Source organism: Streptomyces sp. NPDC002845 (assembly GCF_053591955.1).
This window is the reverse complement of record NZ_JBSFUU010000063.1, coordinates 1-14,567: the sequence shown is the minus strand read 5'-3', so window position 1 is coordinate 14,567 and position 14,567 is coordinate 1. Positions and strand designations below refer to the sequence as shown.

Annotated in this window: 13 protein-coding genes and 2 pseudogenes; 8 read left to right on the top strand and 7 right to left on the bottom strand. The window is 68.4% G+C overall.

What is annotated here, in order from left to right; translation table 11 throughout:
• Window positions 1-6: 6 nt before the first annotated feature.
• The 4 genes from ACWD3C_RS34430 to ACWD3C_RS34415 form a co-directional block, all read right to left on the bottom strand.
• Entirely contained in the window at window positions 7-822 is an 816-nt protein-coding gene (locus ACWD3C_RS34430) for a sterol carrier family protein (protein ID WP_451150119.1), read from the bottom strand.
• 198 nt (window positions 823-1,020) lie between these two features.
• On the bottom strand, window positions 1,021-3,657 hold the full coding sequence (locus ACWD3C_RS34425; RefSeq protein WP_451150117.1) for a glycosyltransferase family 4 protein: 2,637 nt from the start codon (window positions 3,655-3,657) through the stop codon (window positions 1,021-1,023).
• A 592-nt stretch (window positions 3,658-4,249) separates the two neighbouring features.
• The gene (locus ACWD3C_RS34420) at window positions 4,250-4,468 is read right to left on the bottom strand and encodes a DUF397 domain-containing protein (RefSeq protein ID WP_451150115.1); all 219 of its coding nucleotides are present in this window, start codon (window positions 4,466-4,468) and stop codon (window positions 4,250-4,252) included.
• Window positions 4,465-5,385: a helix-turn-helix domain-containing protein gene (locus ACWD3C_RS34415; protein WP_451150113.1), complete on the bottom strand. Its 921-nt coding sequence runs from the start codon at window positions 5,383-5,385 to the stop codon at window positions 4,465-4,467. The genes ACWD3C_RS34420 and ACWD3C_RS34415 overlap by 4 nt, the downstream gene beginning before the upstream one ends.
• 188 nt (window positions 5,386-5,573) lie before the next feature.
• On the opposite strand from ACWD3C_RS34415, the gene ACWD3C_RS34410 reads away from it, so the two are divergent.
• The 5 genes and pseudogenes from ACWD3C_RS34410 to ACWD3C_RS34390 form a co-directional block, all read left to right on the top strand.
• Window positions 5,574-5,843, top strand: coding sequence for a hypothetical protein (locus ACWD3C_RS34410; RefSeq protein WP_451150111.1), 270 nt, complete (start codon window positions 5,574-5,576; stop codon window positions 5,841-5,843).
• A complete protein-coding gene (locus ACWD3C_RS34405; RefSeq protein ID WP_451150109.1) occupies window positions 5,840-6,127 on the top strand; it encodes a hypothetical protein in 288 nt (95 codons plus the stop codon). Before ACWD3C_RS34410 ends, ACWD3C_RS34405 begins: the two co-directional genes overlap by 4 nt.
• 35 nt (window positions 6,128-6,162) lie before the next feature.
• The gene (locus ACWD3C_RS34400) at window positions 6,163-6,639 is read left to right on the top strand and encodes a type II toxin-antitoxin system Phd/YefM family antitoxin (protein ID WP_451150107.1); all 477 of its coding nucleotides are present in this window, start codon (window positions 6,163-6,165) and stop codon (window positions 6,637-6,639) included.
• A gap of 295 nt (window positions 6,640-6,934) precedes the next feature.
• Window positions 6,935-7,966 carry an acyltransferase family protein gene (locus tag ACWD3C_RS34395; RefSeq protein ID WP_451150105.1) on the top strand — a complete coding sequence of 344 codons (1,032 nt, stop codon included), beginning with the start codon at window positions 6,935-6,937 and terminating at the stop codon, window positions 7,964-7,966.
• A 131-nt stretch (window positions 7,967-8,097) separates the two neighbouring features.
• Window positions 8,098-8,196: pseudogene (locus tag ACWD3C_RS34390) on the top strand (protein kinase); the annotation flags it as partial.
• Here ACWD3C_RS34390 and ACWD3C_RS34385 read toward each other — a convergent pair.
• Window positions 8,196-8,429, bottom strand: coding sequence for a YcxB family protein (locus ACWD3C_RS34385; protein ID WP_451150103.1), 234 nt, complete (start codon window positions 8,427-8,429; stop codon window positions 8,196-8,198). The pseudogene ACWD3C_RS34390 and the gene ACWD3C_RS34385 sit on opposite strands and share 1 nt — an antisense overlap.
• A gap of 77 nt (window positions 8,430-8,506) precedes the next feature.
• Here ACWD3C_RS34385 and ACWD3C_RS34380 point away from each other — a divergent pair.
• Window positions 8,507-9,232 (top strand): annotated as a pseudogene (locus ACWD3C_RS34380) (lysine--tRNA ligase); the annotation flags it as partial.
• 118 nt (window positions 9,233-9,350) lie between these two features.
• On the opposite strand, the gene ACWD3C_RS34375 reads toward ACWD3C_RS34380, so the two are convergent.
• Complete coding sequence (locus tag ACWD3C_RS34375; RefSeq protein ID WP_451150101.1) at window positions 9,351-9,764, bottom strand: hypothetical protein; 414 nt, start codon at window positions 9,762-9,764, stop codon at window positions 9,351-9,353.
• Window positions 9,765-9,826: 62 nt separating this feature from the next.
• Window positions 9,827-13,045 carry an ALF repeat-containing protein gene (locus tag ACWD3C_RS34370; protein ID WP_451150099.1) on the bottom strand — a complete coding sequence of 1,073 codons (3,219 nt, stop codon included), beginning with the start codon at window positions 13,043-13,045 and terminating at the stop codon, window positions 9,827-9,829.
• 612 nt (window positions 13,046-13,657) lie between these two features.
• On the opposite strand from ACWD3C_RS34370, the gene ACWD3C_RS34365 reads away from it, so the two are divergent.
• Window positions 13,658-14,158 carry a hypothetical protein gene (locus ACWD3C_RS34365; RefSeq protein WP_451150097.1) on the top strand — a complete coding sequence of 167 codons (501 nt, stop codon included), beginning with the start codon at window positions 13,658-13,660 and terminating at the stop codon, window positions 14,156-14,158.
• 82 nt (window positions 14,159-14,240) lie between these two features.
• Window positions 14,241-14,567, top strand: a 327-nt coding sequence (locus ACWD3C_RS34360; protein WP_451150181.1) for a trypsin-like serine protease, incomplete at its 3' end; no start/stop codon positions are given.

The window sequence follows — 14,567 nt, the reverse complement described above, 5'->3', positions numbered from 1 at the left end:
TGCGGTTCACCTCATGAGGGGCAGCAGCCCGCCGAGGTCGGCCCGTTCACCGCTCGCGCTGAGCCTGGCCCCGTCCAGGGCGGCGGCCCACTCCAGGCGGCCGGTCGCGAGCCGGACCCAGGTCAGCGCGTCGGTCTCGACCACGTTCGGCGGCGTACCGCGCGTATGCCTCGGCCCTTCCACGCACTGCACGACGGCGTACGGCGGCACCCGCACCTCGGTGGACGCGCCCGGCGCCTTCGCGGCGAGCATGTCGGCGAGGAGGCGGGTGCAGGCGGCGAGCGCCTGACGGTCGTACGGGATGCCGAGGCCGGGCACGGCGTCGTTCAGGTCGTCGGTGTGGACGACGAGTTCGATGGTCCGGGTGACCAGGTAGTCGGTGAGGGACATGCCACCGGCCCGGGTGGCGAGCAGCCGGGTCTCCGGCACCTTGGCGAGGTGCTCGGCGAACTCCGCCTCGATGCGCGCGTACAGTTCGTCGAGGTCGGGCGTGGCCTCCGCCAGCTGCTGCGAGCCCTCGGCGATGGCGTCGGCGAACGCGGCGGTCGCGGACGGATAGTCCAGCGACGTCAGCTCCGCCTTCACCGGCTCCTCCCGCTCCAGCCCCCGGCTCACGCTCCCGACGGCCATGGTGATGTGCGCGGCCAGGTCACGTACGGTCCAGTCGCCGAGGCGGGTGGGCAGGGCGAGCTGCTCGGGCGTGAGGGTACGCACGGCATCCCGTACATGCCCGAACTGGGCGAGCACCGCCGCGCGGATCTTGGCGGGGTCGTACGAACGAACGCGCGACTTACGGCTGGTGGTGCGACCGACCGGAGGCATGCCCCAACCCTAAGCCGCCCCACCGACGCCGCGCCGCTCGGCACACGAGCCCCGCCGCCCGACTCCAGGCAGCGATGGGAAGGTTCGACTCACTTCCGGGCCTACCCGACCTGGGGTTTCCCGGCCCACGGTGATCCAAGACTGCCCATTACCGACCGCCGTCGGCCGCCCGCAGGTCGCCGTGCGGGCGGCCGGGGGTCAGTCGGACTTCAGGAGGCGGGAGGAGTGGTTGCTGAGCTGGATCCTGAGCGACTCCCTGCGAGCCAGTTGCCGTATGGCGCGGCCGCGGGTGCCCAGAAGTGCCGCCAAGCGTCCGATCTCCGACCACACCCGGGCCCGTTCGCCCCCGGAGAGCGCGGCCGCGGCGAGCAGTTCGCACGCCTTGTCGACATCACCACGCAGGGCCGCTATCTCCGCCATGCCGAGCAGGATGCCCGCGGGCTGTCTTCGCCGCAGAATCTCCGTGCCCACCCGCAGGGCGTCGTCGTGGTTGCCGGCCTTGAAGTGGCGGTTGAAGTCCTCGGCGAGGTACTCGGACGGCCGGGAGGTCGCCGGGGGGAACCGTTCCTCCTCGTCCTCCTCGCGCAGTACGCCGTCGCCGGGCCCGGGCAGCCCGAGCGCCGTCGTCATCCGTGCGGTGAAGGCGGGGATTTCGAACAGCTCCTCCACGTCGCGGTACTCGTCCTCCGACACCTCCTCGTCGAGCACCTGGCGCAGCGCGTCGAGTGCGGCCTCGGGTGTGTACTCGGCGAAGGAACGGTAGCCGGGTACTCCGTCGAGCACCTCCCGCGAACCGACACGGTGGTAGGTGACGGTCCGCAGGCGCTGCTGCACCGCCTCGACCACCGACAGCGGCATCGGATCGTCGACGCTGGACAGGAAGAAGACGTCCGAGGCGGCGAGTTCCTCGCGCACCCGGTCACGCGACAGGGTCCCCATCCACTCGACGCGGTCCGACAAGAGTGTCGACTTGCCGATGCGCCACGTCCTGTGGCCGATCCAGGCGAAGCGCCAGGGCAGGCCCTGCGTGTGCGCGAGTTCCGCGACGCGGGAGAAGAGGTCGAGCCCCTTGCGGTCCTGCATCGACCCGACCATCACGATGCGTGGCCGCTCGCCCGGCGTGCGTCTGGCCAGCGGGCGGTGCTTGTCCTGCGGCACCGTGTTGTAGACGACGATCGGATCGACGACCCCGTGCTGCCGGAACATGTCCGCCTGCGCGGTGGAGACGCACAGCACCTTCAGCTTCGGCAGGAGGGCGAGCATCTCCTTGTGCCGGAGCGTGTGGTGCTCGCCCTCGAAGTTCATGACGTACTCCGTCTCGTGCGCGTAGAGCGCCACGGGGCGGCCGGAGGCGAGGAGTTCCTCGGTCAGTTCGTTCGCGATGGGGGAGCGCCAGAACGGGGCGAGGCTGTTGACGAGGACGACATCGGCATGCTTCAGGTCCGCGAGGATCTCCTCCGTCCCGGAGTAGACGCCAAGGTCGAAATACCGGACCTCGACCGGGCTGTGCGCCAGGAGTGCCTGCGTGTACGTGAGCACGGGTATCGCCACACCGGTCACGTACGAGAAGCCGAGGCCGAGGACGGCCACCGACCGCGGCCGGTCCAGCCGCTCCTCCACGGCACGCAGGGCAAGCTCCGCCCGCGACCCGCCGGCCATCGGGAGCACCGTCCCGACCTCCGGCGTCGGCCGTTCCGCGGGTACGGAGGCATCCTCGACGATGCGCAGCACGCGCTCGGCGACGTCCTCGTTGAAGGTGATGAAGTGCTCGACGGGCTGGCCGTGGGTGTTGGCGGGGAACTTGCCCGTGCGCTGGAGATCCGCGGTGATTTCGACGAGTTCGGCGACAGTACCGGCGTTGCGCAGCAGCGGGTGGTTGATCGTCGGGAACACGATGTTGAGCGGCGGCGGGTTGAACAGGACCAGCGGGGTGCCCGCCCTGAGCGTCTGCAGGTAGGTCGTGGAGAAGAAGGTGACCGCGAGGTCGTACCCGTCGAGTCCCTCCGCGTCCAGCAGGGCCTTCTCATCGAGGACGGTGACGTCGGGCAGCTTGTTGCGCAGCCAGTCGAGGTGATCCGTGTGCGTGGACGGATGCGGCTTGATCTCGATCTCGCCGAACTCCGAAAGCGCCTGGCACATCTCCTTCAGCTGCCCGCGGTGCTTCGCACGGGGGAGCTTGCGCTGGTCGGCCAGCGGCTGGTCGAGGATCACGATACGCAGCGGTTCACCGGCCGCTTTGGCATGCTGGTGGGTCGCGGAGCGCGCGGCCCTCAGCAGCGCGGGGTCGTCGCTGTGGCCGAGCGCGCCGGTGATGTGGACGGGCGGATTCCCGTCCGCCTTGCGGAAGGTCAGGTGGTTCGCCGTCGTCGGTCCCCAGACGCAGACGGCGGCGGAGGACGACGAGCCGTAGTACCAGTTCTGGTCCCGCTGAGGTCCTGCCTTGGTCCTCTTGTAGTGGAAGTCGAGATGCCCGTCCTGCACGAGCACCAGGGGCAGCCGGTGCCCCAGTGCCTCCGCCACCCGGCGTCCGCGCTGCGACCGGTCGTTGAAGAAAACCAGCCGGTCGATGCCCTCGCGCTCCGCGAACGCCGAGATCCGCTTCCCCAGCTCCTCCAGGAACTCGTGGTGGGCCAGCGCCTCGTCCACGGTGAAGAGGTTGAGCACTTCGAGACCGCCGAGGCGGGCCGCCGCCTCCTCCTCGATCCACCGGGCGACGTCGCCGTCCCGGTCTGCGGTGACCAGGTGGAAAGAGTGCGCGTCCGCTCCGGGAGCGCTCATGATCCTCGACGCGAGACCGACTCCGTTGCGGTTCTCGACGAATACAGCGACGCGCATAGACTTAGCAGTCCTTGTCCAGATAAGTGAGGGCAGGGGCATTTTGAGCACAGAAGGCCGACCTTACCCCTCCAGCATCATGATAATCAGATGAATTTCTTGGAGATGTTGGGTCGTAGTAATTTTGTGATGCAGAGCACTTGGCGTTCTCCGCCGGACCGGGACATCACTGGCCTTCGCCTGGAAGAGGGCGCGATCGCCTCCGCCGTTCCCGAGACCGTCATGTCGAGTTCCACGACCGGCGGGCTCAGGCCACCCGTCAGACCAGCCGTGCGCGGAATCGATCACGCCGTCGCGGGAGGCGGAGATGCGACAGAGGCCCGACTCATCCCGATCGATGGCTTTCCTCCCGGATCACGACCCCGGCATATCCCTCGGGAATCGCCGCACGGGACAGGCTGGAGCGGCGGTGCGTCACGGTTGCCGCGGGTTCGGCAACGGGGCCGGGCGGGACCGCCCTGTCGTAAGCCTGCCGCCGGGCCACGGAACGCGCCGCCGCAAGCACCGAACGTCTCATTCACGTCGCCCCGCCCACCCGGCGTTTTCAGGTGACCGTGGTGCCGATGAAACTCCGTCGAGGTGACCGACCCGGTCAATCGCGGTGCACGTGGGCGACGAAGGAGGAGAACGCCTCCGGGGGGAGGAGGAGGGCGGGGCCGTTCGGGATCTTGGAGTCGCGGACGGCGACGCGGGTGTGGGTGGGGATGAGGTTGGCTACCTCGACGCAGTTGCCGCCCGCCTCACTGCTGTAGGAGGACTTGAACCAGGCCGTTTCTGGCATCCGTTCATGGGCATCGCGGTGGGTGCTCATAGTTGTTCCATCTCTCGTGCGATTCGTTCAAGGACCCCAGGCGTTTCCCGAGGCGCGGGGGCACCTGCCCGCATGGCGTCGAAACGACGGGTGTACCGCCAGATGTCCGTGTCCTTGTCCGTCAGGCTCACCGTGTCCTGGATGTCCACGCTGACCACTCGCGGCAGGGGCGGCTCGAACTCCATGAGGACGAAGTTGTCCCGGGCACGGTAGACCGGCACGGCCATCGGCAGGACCTGTACGGTCACATGCTCCAAGGCGGCGAGTTCGGCCAAGTGAGCGTACTGCTCGCACATCACCGCCGGGCTGCCGAAAACCCTTCGGAGAACGGCCTCTTCGAGGATGGCGTGGACCTCGACCGGGCGTTCACCCCGAGTGATCGTTTCCTTGCGCCGCATGCGGATCTCGATGTTGCGTTCCACGAACTCAGTGGTGCGCTCGTCGATCGGCTTGGCCATCTCGAACTGCGCGCGGGTGTACGCCTCCGTCTGGAACAGGCCCCACATCACGTCCGGTTGGTAGACGCGGAGGATCTTGGCGTCTCCCTCCAGCCCCACGCTCATGCCGAACCCGGACGGCATCATGCTCCGGTACGGCGACCACCAACCCCGCTGCAACGAGTTCTTGTGGACCTCCAACAGGAAGTCCACGTCATCCGGGTCCGCGACCCCGTACCGGTCGAGCAAGTCCTTCAGATCCTGAACCTTGGGCAGGCCGCTCAGCCCGTTCTCGACGCGGTACAGCTTCGACTCCGTGAAGCCCAGCCCCTTCACCGCCTGCGCCAGCGTCAGACCGTTGCCATCGCCGTCGTCACGCGGTGCGTTCTGGCGCAGGCGCCTCAGCTCCTGACCGAGCTGCATACGCCGGATCGTCGGCCCCGTCTTCGTCGCCACTGTGCCCGCCCTTTCTGCGGTCATGCCCGCCAATCGTACGTAGGTACCCGTCACTTGACTCCTCGTGCCCGGCAAGTGACGGCCCGTGCCCAGAGTGTGACACCTCGTGCCCTCCTCGCACAGGACAATGCCGACCTTCCGGCATTTGCCAGTTCTCGCAGAATTTCTACGTTCGATTGCCACGCCTATGGATCGAGCTGGACCGTAATTGCATGACCACTCAACGCAACTCCAACCCCCGCCCCCACACCGCCGCCCCCTTCTTTGTCGGCGACCGCGTCCGAGGCACCACCTACGTCCCACCGGACCTCCGTCACCGTGAGCGCCCCGAGCCCTTCGAGGGTGTCGTCGTCCAGGTCGGCACCGGCTACCCGAAGGTCGACGCCCAGCACGCGTTCCTCTGGACGCGGTTGGCCGACCACACCGAGCGGCAGTCGCTCGTCGGCGAGACCGAACTCGTCACCCGTGGGCGGGAGTCGTGAAGAGCTTGCTCCGCCGCCTCTCCCAGCGCCTCCGCCGAGCGGCCCGGCGGAACACGGCATCTCCGGGCAACACGGCGCCCCCACCGCCGCACCCCCGGCCCTCCTCGCACCCCACACACGGGCCGAGACCGTACGACCCGCCCCTCGTCGACAGCCCAAGTCCGCTCGTGCGCCCCTATCTCATCGCGCACGAACAGCACATGCGGCGCCGCGAGTTGGTACTCGCGGCGCTCGGGCAGGACGGGCCCGGCCCGTACGTCATCCACGGAATCGAGGTGGCGTGAGCCATGGCGGAGGCGAACGCGACAGGCGAGGCCCCATGCGACATCTGCGATATCTGCGGCACCGGTCGGGCACCGTTCCTGCGTTACGGCACGGTGGAACGGACCGGGCGAATGTGCGCCGAGTGCCTGCGCCGGACCCGCATCTGCGTCCGCTGCCAACTGCCCGTCACCAAGCCCGTACCGCTGCGTGTCGTGCACGGGGCCACCGGTCCGGGATGGACGGAGTACGCCTGCCGGGACTGCACCACCGGAACACCCACCCGAAGCAAAGGCCCCCGCCTGGCGAAATCAGATACTCCATGAAACTGATGACCGCCACCGAAGCTTCGCGGAACTTCGCGGCTGTACTGGACGCCGCGGAGCGCGGCGAACGGATAGTGATCACACGGGCGGGCCGACGGCTCGCGATGAAGACCAGGAAGGAACAGACTCCCGGGAACCGTGGAAGCCCGGCGCAGCCGCAGCGACACACGAACGATCCCACCCGGCACCAGCCGGGACAAACGGGATGAACCGATCATCTCGACTGGCAGCGATCACGCCTGAAGGATTGAGGTTCGCCGCTCATTCACCTGGGGGCAGGGTTCTGGGAACCATGACCCTGTGGGATAGTGTTCGATTGGGATAGTGATCGACTTGGCCGTCCGACCCTCCGACTGTCGCTCTGCGCCCGTGCTGCGGGCGCAACGGTTTGGGCCCGGCAGGGCCCATCACCGGCAGGATGGAAAATAAGTGTTCCGCGTGCGTCGTGAGGTGTCACCAGCGAACTCGCAGGGCAGCGGGGCGAGGGAACCACGTTGGGACAACGTGAGATACCTGGCCGGCACCCTTGTGGTCGTGGGACATGCGGTCACCCCCTTCATGAACCTGGACGGCATTCTCTGGATCTACATTGCCACCTGGGCCATGCGTTTGCCTGCCTTCGCAATGATCGCCGGCTACTTCAGTCCTGCGACCCCGTTGAGCGCCAGACAGGCTCGCCGACTCGTCGAGTCGGTCCTCGTGCCCTACATTATTTTTTCCCTGCTGCACACCTTGCAGGTGAGGGTCCTCCGAGGTGGGTGGCATTTCTTTATAGTGGACCCGGTACCCACACTGTGGTTCCTGCTTTCCCTGATATTCTGGCGGGCTGCGCTTCCCTATGTAGTACAGCTGCGCTTCCCGTTCACCATCTCCGCCCTGGCCGCCCTGCTGGTCGGCTTTGTCGAGGGAATCGACTTCAGCTATTCGGCGTCGCAGACCGTGACGTTCTTCCCCTTCTTCCTTGTCGGCTGGAAGATATCCCAGGGCGGCTGGCTGAAATATTTTATCGAATCTGCGCCGAAGTCTCTTTGCGTGTCCTTGACCGTGGCTCCGTTTGTTGGAATGTGGTATCTCAAGGAACACATTGAGAGGTCGTGGCTTTCGATGAGCCGCCCTTACTATAGCGAGAAAAACCTGGATCTCATGTGGGCCGTACCGTTCCGGTTCATGGCCCTCGCGTGGGGTGTTATCGGCGCCGTGAGTCTGATCCGGATCATCCCGCCCAAAAAAATCCCGGTCATCACCTATCTGGGCGCCGGCGGACTGTATATGTACCTGATTCACCCCTTGGTACTGCGGCAGCTCTACTGGTTTGACTTCTATGAGGGGCTGGGGGGAATGTTCGACGCAATGACCGTCTTTGTGGGTGCGGTGCTGTCTGCCGCGCTGATGGCGTCGCGCCCGGTGCGTAAAATTACCCGGCCTCTGGTGCAGCCGCGACTCCCATGGATCTTTTCACCGCCGGAATCACCGCGGGAAAATGAACGTGCGGAGCGAGGGAGGAGCCGCTCTGAACCGGGAGCGCTCCGGAAGTGATCGTGAAGCATTTGCCCAGGTCACACAAAATCCGACCGAAAGTGTGGGAAATGTGCGTGTAGTGGTATTTGTCGAGAATCGGAACCGTGTTGCTGTGATCTGATGCGCCTGATCATAGCCGCGTCGAAGGGCGGGCCATCGAGTACCCGGACGACGCTCCGCGCCCGGCGCAGCGAGAGGTCGTGGCGAACGGTCGACGTCGGCCCGCGAAGGCGCCCCGTGAGCTGGGCTACCCGATCCTCTGGAGCCGCTTCAGGTTCCGGTCCAGGATCGCCCGGATCCGGTCAACGTCCGCAGGGTCCTGAGCACCCCGCTTGGGCAGTAGCACGACTGCGGCCGCACGGTCACCGCCAAGGAGCACGAAGAGTCCAGGCGTCTCCAGATACTCCCGGAACACCGTCCAGTCCATGCTGAAGGACGCCCGCTCGCCGGTGGTGACCGCGCCGCGGTCGTCGGCCACCATTCGGCACTGCCCGTATGGCTCCGCCATGCTGAGCGTCCGGCGGGCCATGGTGCGCAGCCCTCGTACAATTAACCGCCGGGCAGATCGTCGGGATCTTCGGCGGGAAGCAGCCCATCGGGCCGATGTACGCGTTCGTCGGCATCAGCGGTATGGCGAAGATGTCCTCGTCGCGGGGCGGGGTACCGACCCCGGCCGACGCGCGGAAGATCATGGAGCCGCAGCTGCTGCGCTGGCTCTACGCCCGCCGGCGGCCCAACCAGTCCTTCAAGATCGCCTTCGACCAGGAGATCCAGCGCCTGTACGACGAGTGGGACAAGCTCGACGCCAAGGTCGCCGAGGGAGTCGCCCTGCCCGCCGATGTCGCCGCGCACTCGCGTGCCGTGCGGACCGCCACCCGTGAGTTGCCGCGCACCCCGCGGCCGCTGCCGTACCGGACCCTCGCGTCCGTCGCTGACATCACCGCCGGCCACCAGGACCAGGCGCTGCGCATCCTCAGCGAGCTCGACCCCGACAAGCCGCTGACCTCCCTCGACGAGGTGCGGCCGCGGCTCGACAAGGCCGAGGCCTGGATCAACACCCACGTGCCCGCCGACCAGCGCACCATCGTGCGCGACGAGCCCGACGTCGAGCTGCTGAAGTCCCTCGACGAGCAGGGGCAGGGGTCCCTGCGGCTGCTGCTCGACGGGCTCGACGCGCACTGGTCCCTGGACGGGCTCACCCACCACGTCTACGGCGTGCCCAAGATCCAGGCCGGGTTCTCCGCCGAGGCAACGCCCAAGGAACTGCCGCCGGAGATCAAGAGCGACCCCGCTCGCCCGCCACCTCTGGACGTAGCCGCACTCGGCAGTACCACGAGGAGTTCGCCTGGGTGGTCGCGGCGCTCGAGGCCGCGCTGGGCCGTGATGCCTGACGGCCGCTGGATCAGGCGCTGGCGGCGAACCAGATTCCCAGCCCCAAGAAAATCGTCAAGCTAGCTATCATCTGAGCAGCCAGCGGCCCAGACCAGCGCGCATGCTCGGGCCCCTTCTCGGCAGTGATGCGGTTCAGCTCGCGGAGTTCACTCGGGTGCCCGATCCCGCCGAGCCAGAGTCCAGTAATGATGCCGCTGTACATCGGCAGAAGCTGGCCGATATGGAATTCGTTGGCGGCACCGAAAAGGACTGTGCCAAAGACCCCGACCAGAAGGCCGGTAATGGCCATGATGCGCTGCGCACGGTTTGCAGCAACCGACCAGTACAGGGTGGTGAATCCTACTGATACGGCGATGGCGATTACCCACCAGAGCGCCAGGGGGAGATCCGGGGCGTAGGGAATGCTCGACACGCTGTGCTCCATGCGAGAGATCTGATGCGGTGGCGGGGTGAGACGACGGCTCACCCCGCCACCGTAGGGCGAACCTATCCGAACAGGCTGCCGACGATCGACGCGGCGCCTGCGGCTACGCCACCGAGCGAGTCGGTGACCTGCTTGGTCACATTGCCGACCGACTGGGCCGCGGCGGAGATCCCGTCGTCGACATAGCTCAGGCCCCACTTCGCCACGGAGCCCTGGCCGGCGAGGATACCGGCGACCGCGAGCCCGCCGACGGCGGAGATGAACTTGTCGCTGGTCCAGCCGTACTTGGCGCCGGTCAGCCCAGCGGCCAGGATTCCGGAGCCCCAGGAGAGCGCGGTGAGAACCGGAACCGCCACTTGACCGCCCGGGATGAAGGCGGCCACGCCCGCGGCAATGCCGAACACACCACTGGCGATGTTGAGGTACTTGATCGCGTCGTCCGTGCTCTCGGCCTGGGCCAAGGAGGGCTGGACATCGCGCCACTGGGTCGAGCTGGCGGACGGGTCCGTGCCGTTCTCGGCGTCCGCTTCGGCCTTCGCCTTGGCCTCGGCCGCCTTCTGCGCCTGTTCCTGGCGGTACTTGTCCTCCGCGACCCGCTTCGCCTCGTCCGAGGCCGCCCTGGCAGCGTCGGCGGACTCTCCGGCAGCGATCTTGTCGGCGTAGGCCTGGTCCGCGGCGGCCTGGGCGCTGGCGGCGGCTTCGGCGGCGCGGGTGGCGGAGGCGAGCGCCTGGTTCGCGTAGTAGTTGGCGCGGCGTCCGGCCTGGCGGGCGGTGGCAGCCGCGTCGTTGGCCTTCTTGGCGGAGTTGAAGGCCGCGTCCGCGGACTGCTGAGCCTGGTTCGCCGAGGCCAGCGCGTCCTTGGCATAGTCCGAGGCCTTGAGCGCATACGCATTGGCCTTGTCGGCCCAGGCCTGGGCGTCAGCGGCCGCATCGCGGGCTTCGGCGGCGGCCTTCTGCGCTTCGGCGGCGTTCTGCTGTGCCTCCTGGGCGACCTGGGAGGCCTGCGCGATCAGCGTCCGTACGGCATTGACATGCGTTGCCGTGTCCTGGTCGAGCAGCGTGGCCCGGATGCCGACGCGTTCCACGAACGAGCGGACCATCCACGCGGGGCCTTCGAGGGCGGCCTGGGCGGTGGCCTTGTACCAGTCGCCGCCCTGGTCCAGTGTGGCGAGGATGGTGACGCGGTCGTCCTCCGCCTGCGCGGCGGCGTAGCCGCTGATGAGGAAGTCGTGCAGGGCTTTCGGGCTGCCGTCGTCCAGGGCCGCGTTGCCGGCCGCGGTCACGGCCTTGCTGGCCCCGTTCATCAGACCGAGGATCTGCACGCGGTAGTCCTCGGCCTGCGCCTCGTAAGCGCCGGTCGTCAGGAACTGCTCGACCTGAGCGGCGTCGTTCGCCGCCAGGACGTTCTGCGATGCCGTGGCCAGGTGGACGTTGCCGGACTCGGCCAGAGCGACGACCTTGTCCCGGTCGTCCATCTGCGCGGCCTTGACCCGTGCGGTCTCCAGCCACTCGAGCATGTCGGCGTCGGCGCCGGAGAGGGCCTGTGCCGCGGCCTCCCCGGTCCACACGCCGGTGTCCTGCCGCTGGATCGCCACCGCGGCCTGCCGGCCGAGGGTGACCTTCTTGGCCTGGTCGGTCTCCGCGTCCGCCTGCGCGAGGAGGTCGGTGGCCTCCTTCGCCAGCGCCGCCTGCTCGGTCTGCACTTTCTCGGCCCGTGCCCGGGCGGCGTCATCGGCCGCCTTGAGCTCCCGGGCCTCCAGCACCGCGCGCTCGGCCTCGGCCGCCAGCTGCTCCGCTTCGGCGTCCCGGGTGAGCTGCTCGATCGACTGCGCCTGCAGTACGGCGTCGGTGGCGTTGTCGGCCGCTTCGGTGGCGGCGTTGGCGTGCGTCGTCGACTGGTTCGCGTAGTCGAGCGCCTCGCCGGCGTGGTCGGCTGCGGCGTTGGCGTAGCTGGCGGCCTTCTCGGCGTGGACCGCAGCTCTGTTGGCGGCATCCCGGGCAGCGCGGGCGGCCGTTGCCGCCCGGCCGGCGAGGGTGGTGGCCCGGCCGGCCGCCGCGGTCGCGGTGTCCGCGGCCCGCTGCGCCACGGCGGCGGCCTGACGGGCTTCCTGCGCCTTGGCGGCGGAAACACCCGAGTACTCGGCCGCCGCGGCGGCGGCCGCGGCGGCCGCAGCGGCGTTCTGCCCGGCGGAGGCGGCCGCGATGGCGGAGTTGCCGGCCTCGTCGGAGGCGGTCGCCGCGTGGTCGGCGGCGGCGGCGGCCGTACGGGCGTTGTTCGCCGCGGCGAGAGCGGCCTCGGCGGCGTCGCGCGCGGCCTGCGCCTGGCCGGCGTCCTTCGAAGCGGCGGTCGCGGCACCGTTGGCGCGGGCGGCGGCGCGCCCCGCAGCGGCGGCGGCCGACGCGGCGGCGCTCGCGGCGGACGCGGCCCGCCGGGAGGCGGACACCGCGGTGACGGAGGCGCCGATGGCGGTCCGTGCGGCCTGCGCGGCACCGGTCGCGGCGGAGGCCGCACGGCCTGCGGCAGCGCTGGCCTTGGCCGCATCGCCCTGGGCGGCCTCGGTCTCCTGCTGTGCTTTGAGCGCGGCCTCCTTGGCCAGCCGCGCGGCCTCCTTGGCCTGCGCGGAGGCCTCCTTCGCGGCGTCGGTCTCGGCCTTGGCCCGCTTGCTCTCCTTCTCCACCAGCCACACCAGCTCGGCGATGGAGAGCATCTCCTCGTCGCGGGCGCGCGCGATGTGCTGGCCGGTCTCGAGGAACCAGGCGACGTTCGCGGCGCCGGCGTCCAGTGCGCGGTTCGCCTGCTTCTGGACCTCGGGCCCGCCCGCGAACATGATCGTCAGGGTGTCCACCCGGTTGTCCTCGGCCCGGGCGGTGTGCTGACCGGTGGTCAGGAAGTCGTCAAGGGCCTTGGCGCTGCCGTCGTCCAGGGCCTTCTGGCCGGCGGTCTTCATGGCCCGCCCGCCGTTGTTCATCAAGGTCAGCACAGCGACCCGGCGGTCCTCCGCCAGCGACGTCTGGTAACCGGAGGCCAGGAACGTACGGACCTCCGCTCCCGTGCCGGACAACGCGGTCTGTGCGGCGTTGTAGACGCCCTTGCCCGCGAACGGGAGCATCGTGAGGACCGCGACCCGCGCGTCCTCCACCAGCAGTTGGTCGAGCTGGTTGGCCAGGAAGTCGGCCACGTCGGCGTCGGTGCCGACCAGTGCGCGGGCGGCGGCTTCCCGGGTGCCGCGCCCGCCGGTCCGCAGGGCTTCAAGCACCTTGCCGCGGTCGGTGGTGGGCACCCCGTCCGCCGTCCCTGCGGCGTGCGCGGACGGGGCGGTTATCAGGGATCCTGCGGCCGCGGCGACACTCCCCCCGGCGAGCACGCGAAGAAAGGTCCTGCGGTCCCATTGTTTTTTCACCTGCATGGTCTTTAGCCCGCTCCCTGGAGTTGTTATGACATTTTCCGCGCGCTGCGTCGCACAGGAGTTTCGCACAGGCATAAGAAACTAATCCAGCGGCAGAGGCGGCCTGTCCGAATTATTCGTTTTCGGTCGAACGCACCGCCCGCGAGGGTTTCAGGTCGATATAATTCCCGATCGCTTATCGACCCGTTATCCGGCCGCGTACAACCATTCCGCGAAGTGACGTGCATCACAGACAGGAGGGGTCTTGTGTGACGTTATGCCGGACTTTTACGTTGGACAACTGTGCGCCAGGCGCCTTCTAATGTGCTTACCACCGGGAGTCTGTGGAGGGATCAGGGGAGTCCCCGGGCACTCGATTCCCTATTCCCGTGTTCACTCACGTCGGGCCGTGTTAATTCACGTCGGGCGAGCGCTTCTGTTGATTGCATTCTGCGGCGCACGCCGTTTCAGACCGGTGGCAGTTCATCTATGAGACGGAGCAATGGCATGAAGATAAGCAGGCGCGCCATAGCGACGACCTGTGCCGCCGCCTTCGCAGCAACGGCAGCAATCTGGTCGAGCTCGGGGGCGAGCGGGGCGGACGAGCTCACGCCGGCCGCGGAGGGGACCCCCGGCTACGCCGTGGAGGACTTCGCCTACCCGCAGGCCGACAAGATCTTCGAGGAGACGGGGATCCTCCTCAAGCGCGGCGACGGGCATATCACACTCGCGGACTGCACCGGGGCCGCGGGTGAACTGCAGGTGCTGTCGCGGTCCAACGCGGACCCGACGTGCTTCCTCGTCACCGGCAAGGGCGGCTTCCTCACGCTGGAGATGAAGGCGGTCTACGGCATCCGCGGCAACGACTACGACACCGAGGTCGACATGACGGTCGACAGCGAGAAGAAGTCGTTCGACATCACCAAGAACTCTTGGACCTCTGTCGGTGAGACCGCCGACCCCGAAAAGCGCGACCACCTGCTGGTCGAGATCCGCTCCAGCAAGTAAAGGACCTTCCGTGCGTATATCCGACAAGCGTGGTCAGACCGCGGCCGCGGCGCGCCCCGCCACCGCCGGGTCGGCCTGGGCCATCAGCCGTGCTGCGCTGGCCGCGTCCCTGGCAGCGAGCTCGTTCGCCCTGGGTGCCGCCCCCGCTTTCGGTGTCACCGGCACCCCGGTCGCCGACGCCGACACCACCTACGCCTACACCGCGCAGCTCATCGTCGGCGGCCACGACCGCGGCTGCTCCGGTGTCCTGGTCGACGCCGAGTGGCTGCTCACCGCGGCCAGCTGCTTCGCCGACGACCCGGCCGCAAGCCTCGCGGTGCCCGCGGGCAAGCCGCAGCTGAAGACCACCGCGACCATCGGTCGCTCCGACCTGACGAGCACCTCCGCGGGGGCGGTGCGCGAGGTCGTC

Excerpts from the sequence above, each read along its gene's own strand:
- ACWD3C_RS34375 (WP_451150101.1), bottom strand. The coding sequence starts at position 9,764 with ATGGAGCACAGCGTGTCGAGCATTCCCTACGCCCCGGATCTCCCCCTG.
- ACWD3C_RS34425 (WP_451150117.1), bottom strand. The coding sequence starts at position 3,657 with ATGCGCGTCGCTGTATTCGTCGAGAACCGCAACGGAGTCGGTCTCGCG.
- ACWD3C_RS34420 (WP_451150115.1), bottom strand. The coding sequence starts at position 4,468 with ATGAGCACCCACCGCGATGCCCATGAACGGATGCCAGAAACGGCCTGG.
- ACWD3C_RS34415 (WP_451150113.1), bottom strand. The coding sequence starts at position 5,385 with ATGACCGCAGAAAGGGCGGGCACAGTGGCGACGAAGACGGGGCCGACG.
- ACWD3C_RS34410 (WP_451150111.1), top strand. The coding sequence starts at position 5,574 with ATGACCACTCAACGCAACTCCAACCCCCGCCCCCACACCGCCGCCCCC.
- ACWD3C_RS34400 (WP_451150107.1), top strand. The coding sequence starts at position 6,163 with ATGCGACATCTGCGATATCTGCGGCACCGGTCGGGCACCGTTCCTGCG.
- ACWD3C_RS34365 (WP_451150097.1), top strand. The coding sequence starts at position 13,658 with ATGAAGATAAGCAGGCGCGCCATAGCGACGACCTGTGCCGCCGCCTTC.
- ACWD3C_RS34385 (WP_451150103.1), bottom strand. The coding sequence starts at position 8,429 with ATGGTGGCCGACGACCGCGGCGCGGTCACCACCGGCGAGCGGGCGTCC.
- ACWD3C_RS34430 (WP_451150119.1), bottom strand. The coding sequence starts at position 822 with ATGCCTCCGGTCGGTCGCACCACCAGCCGTAAGTCGCGCGTTCGTTCG.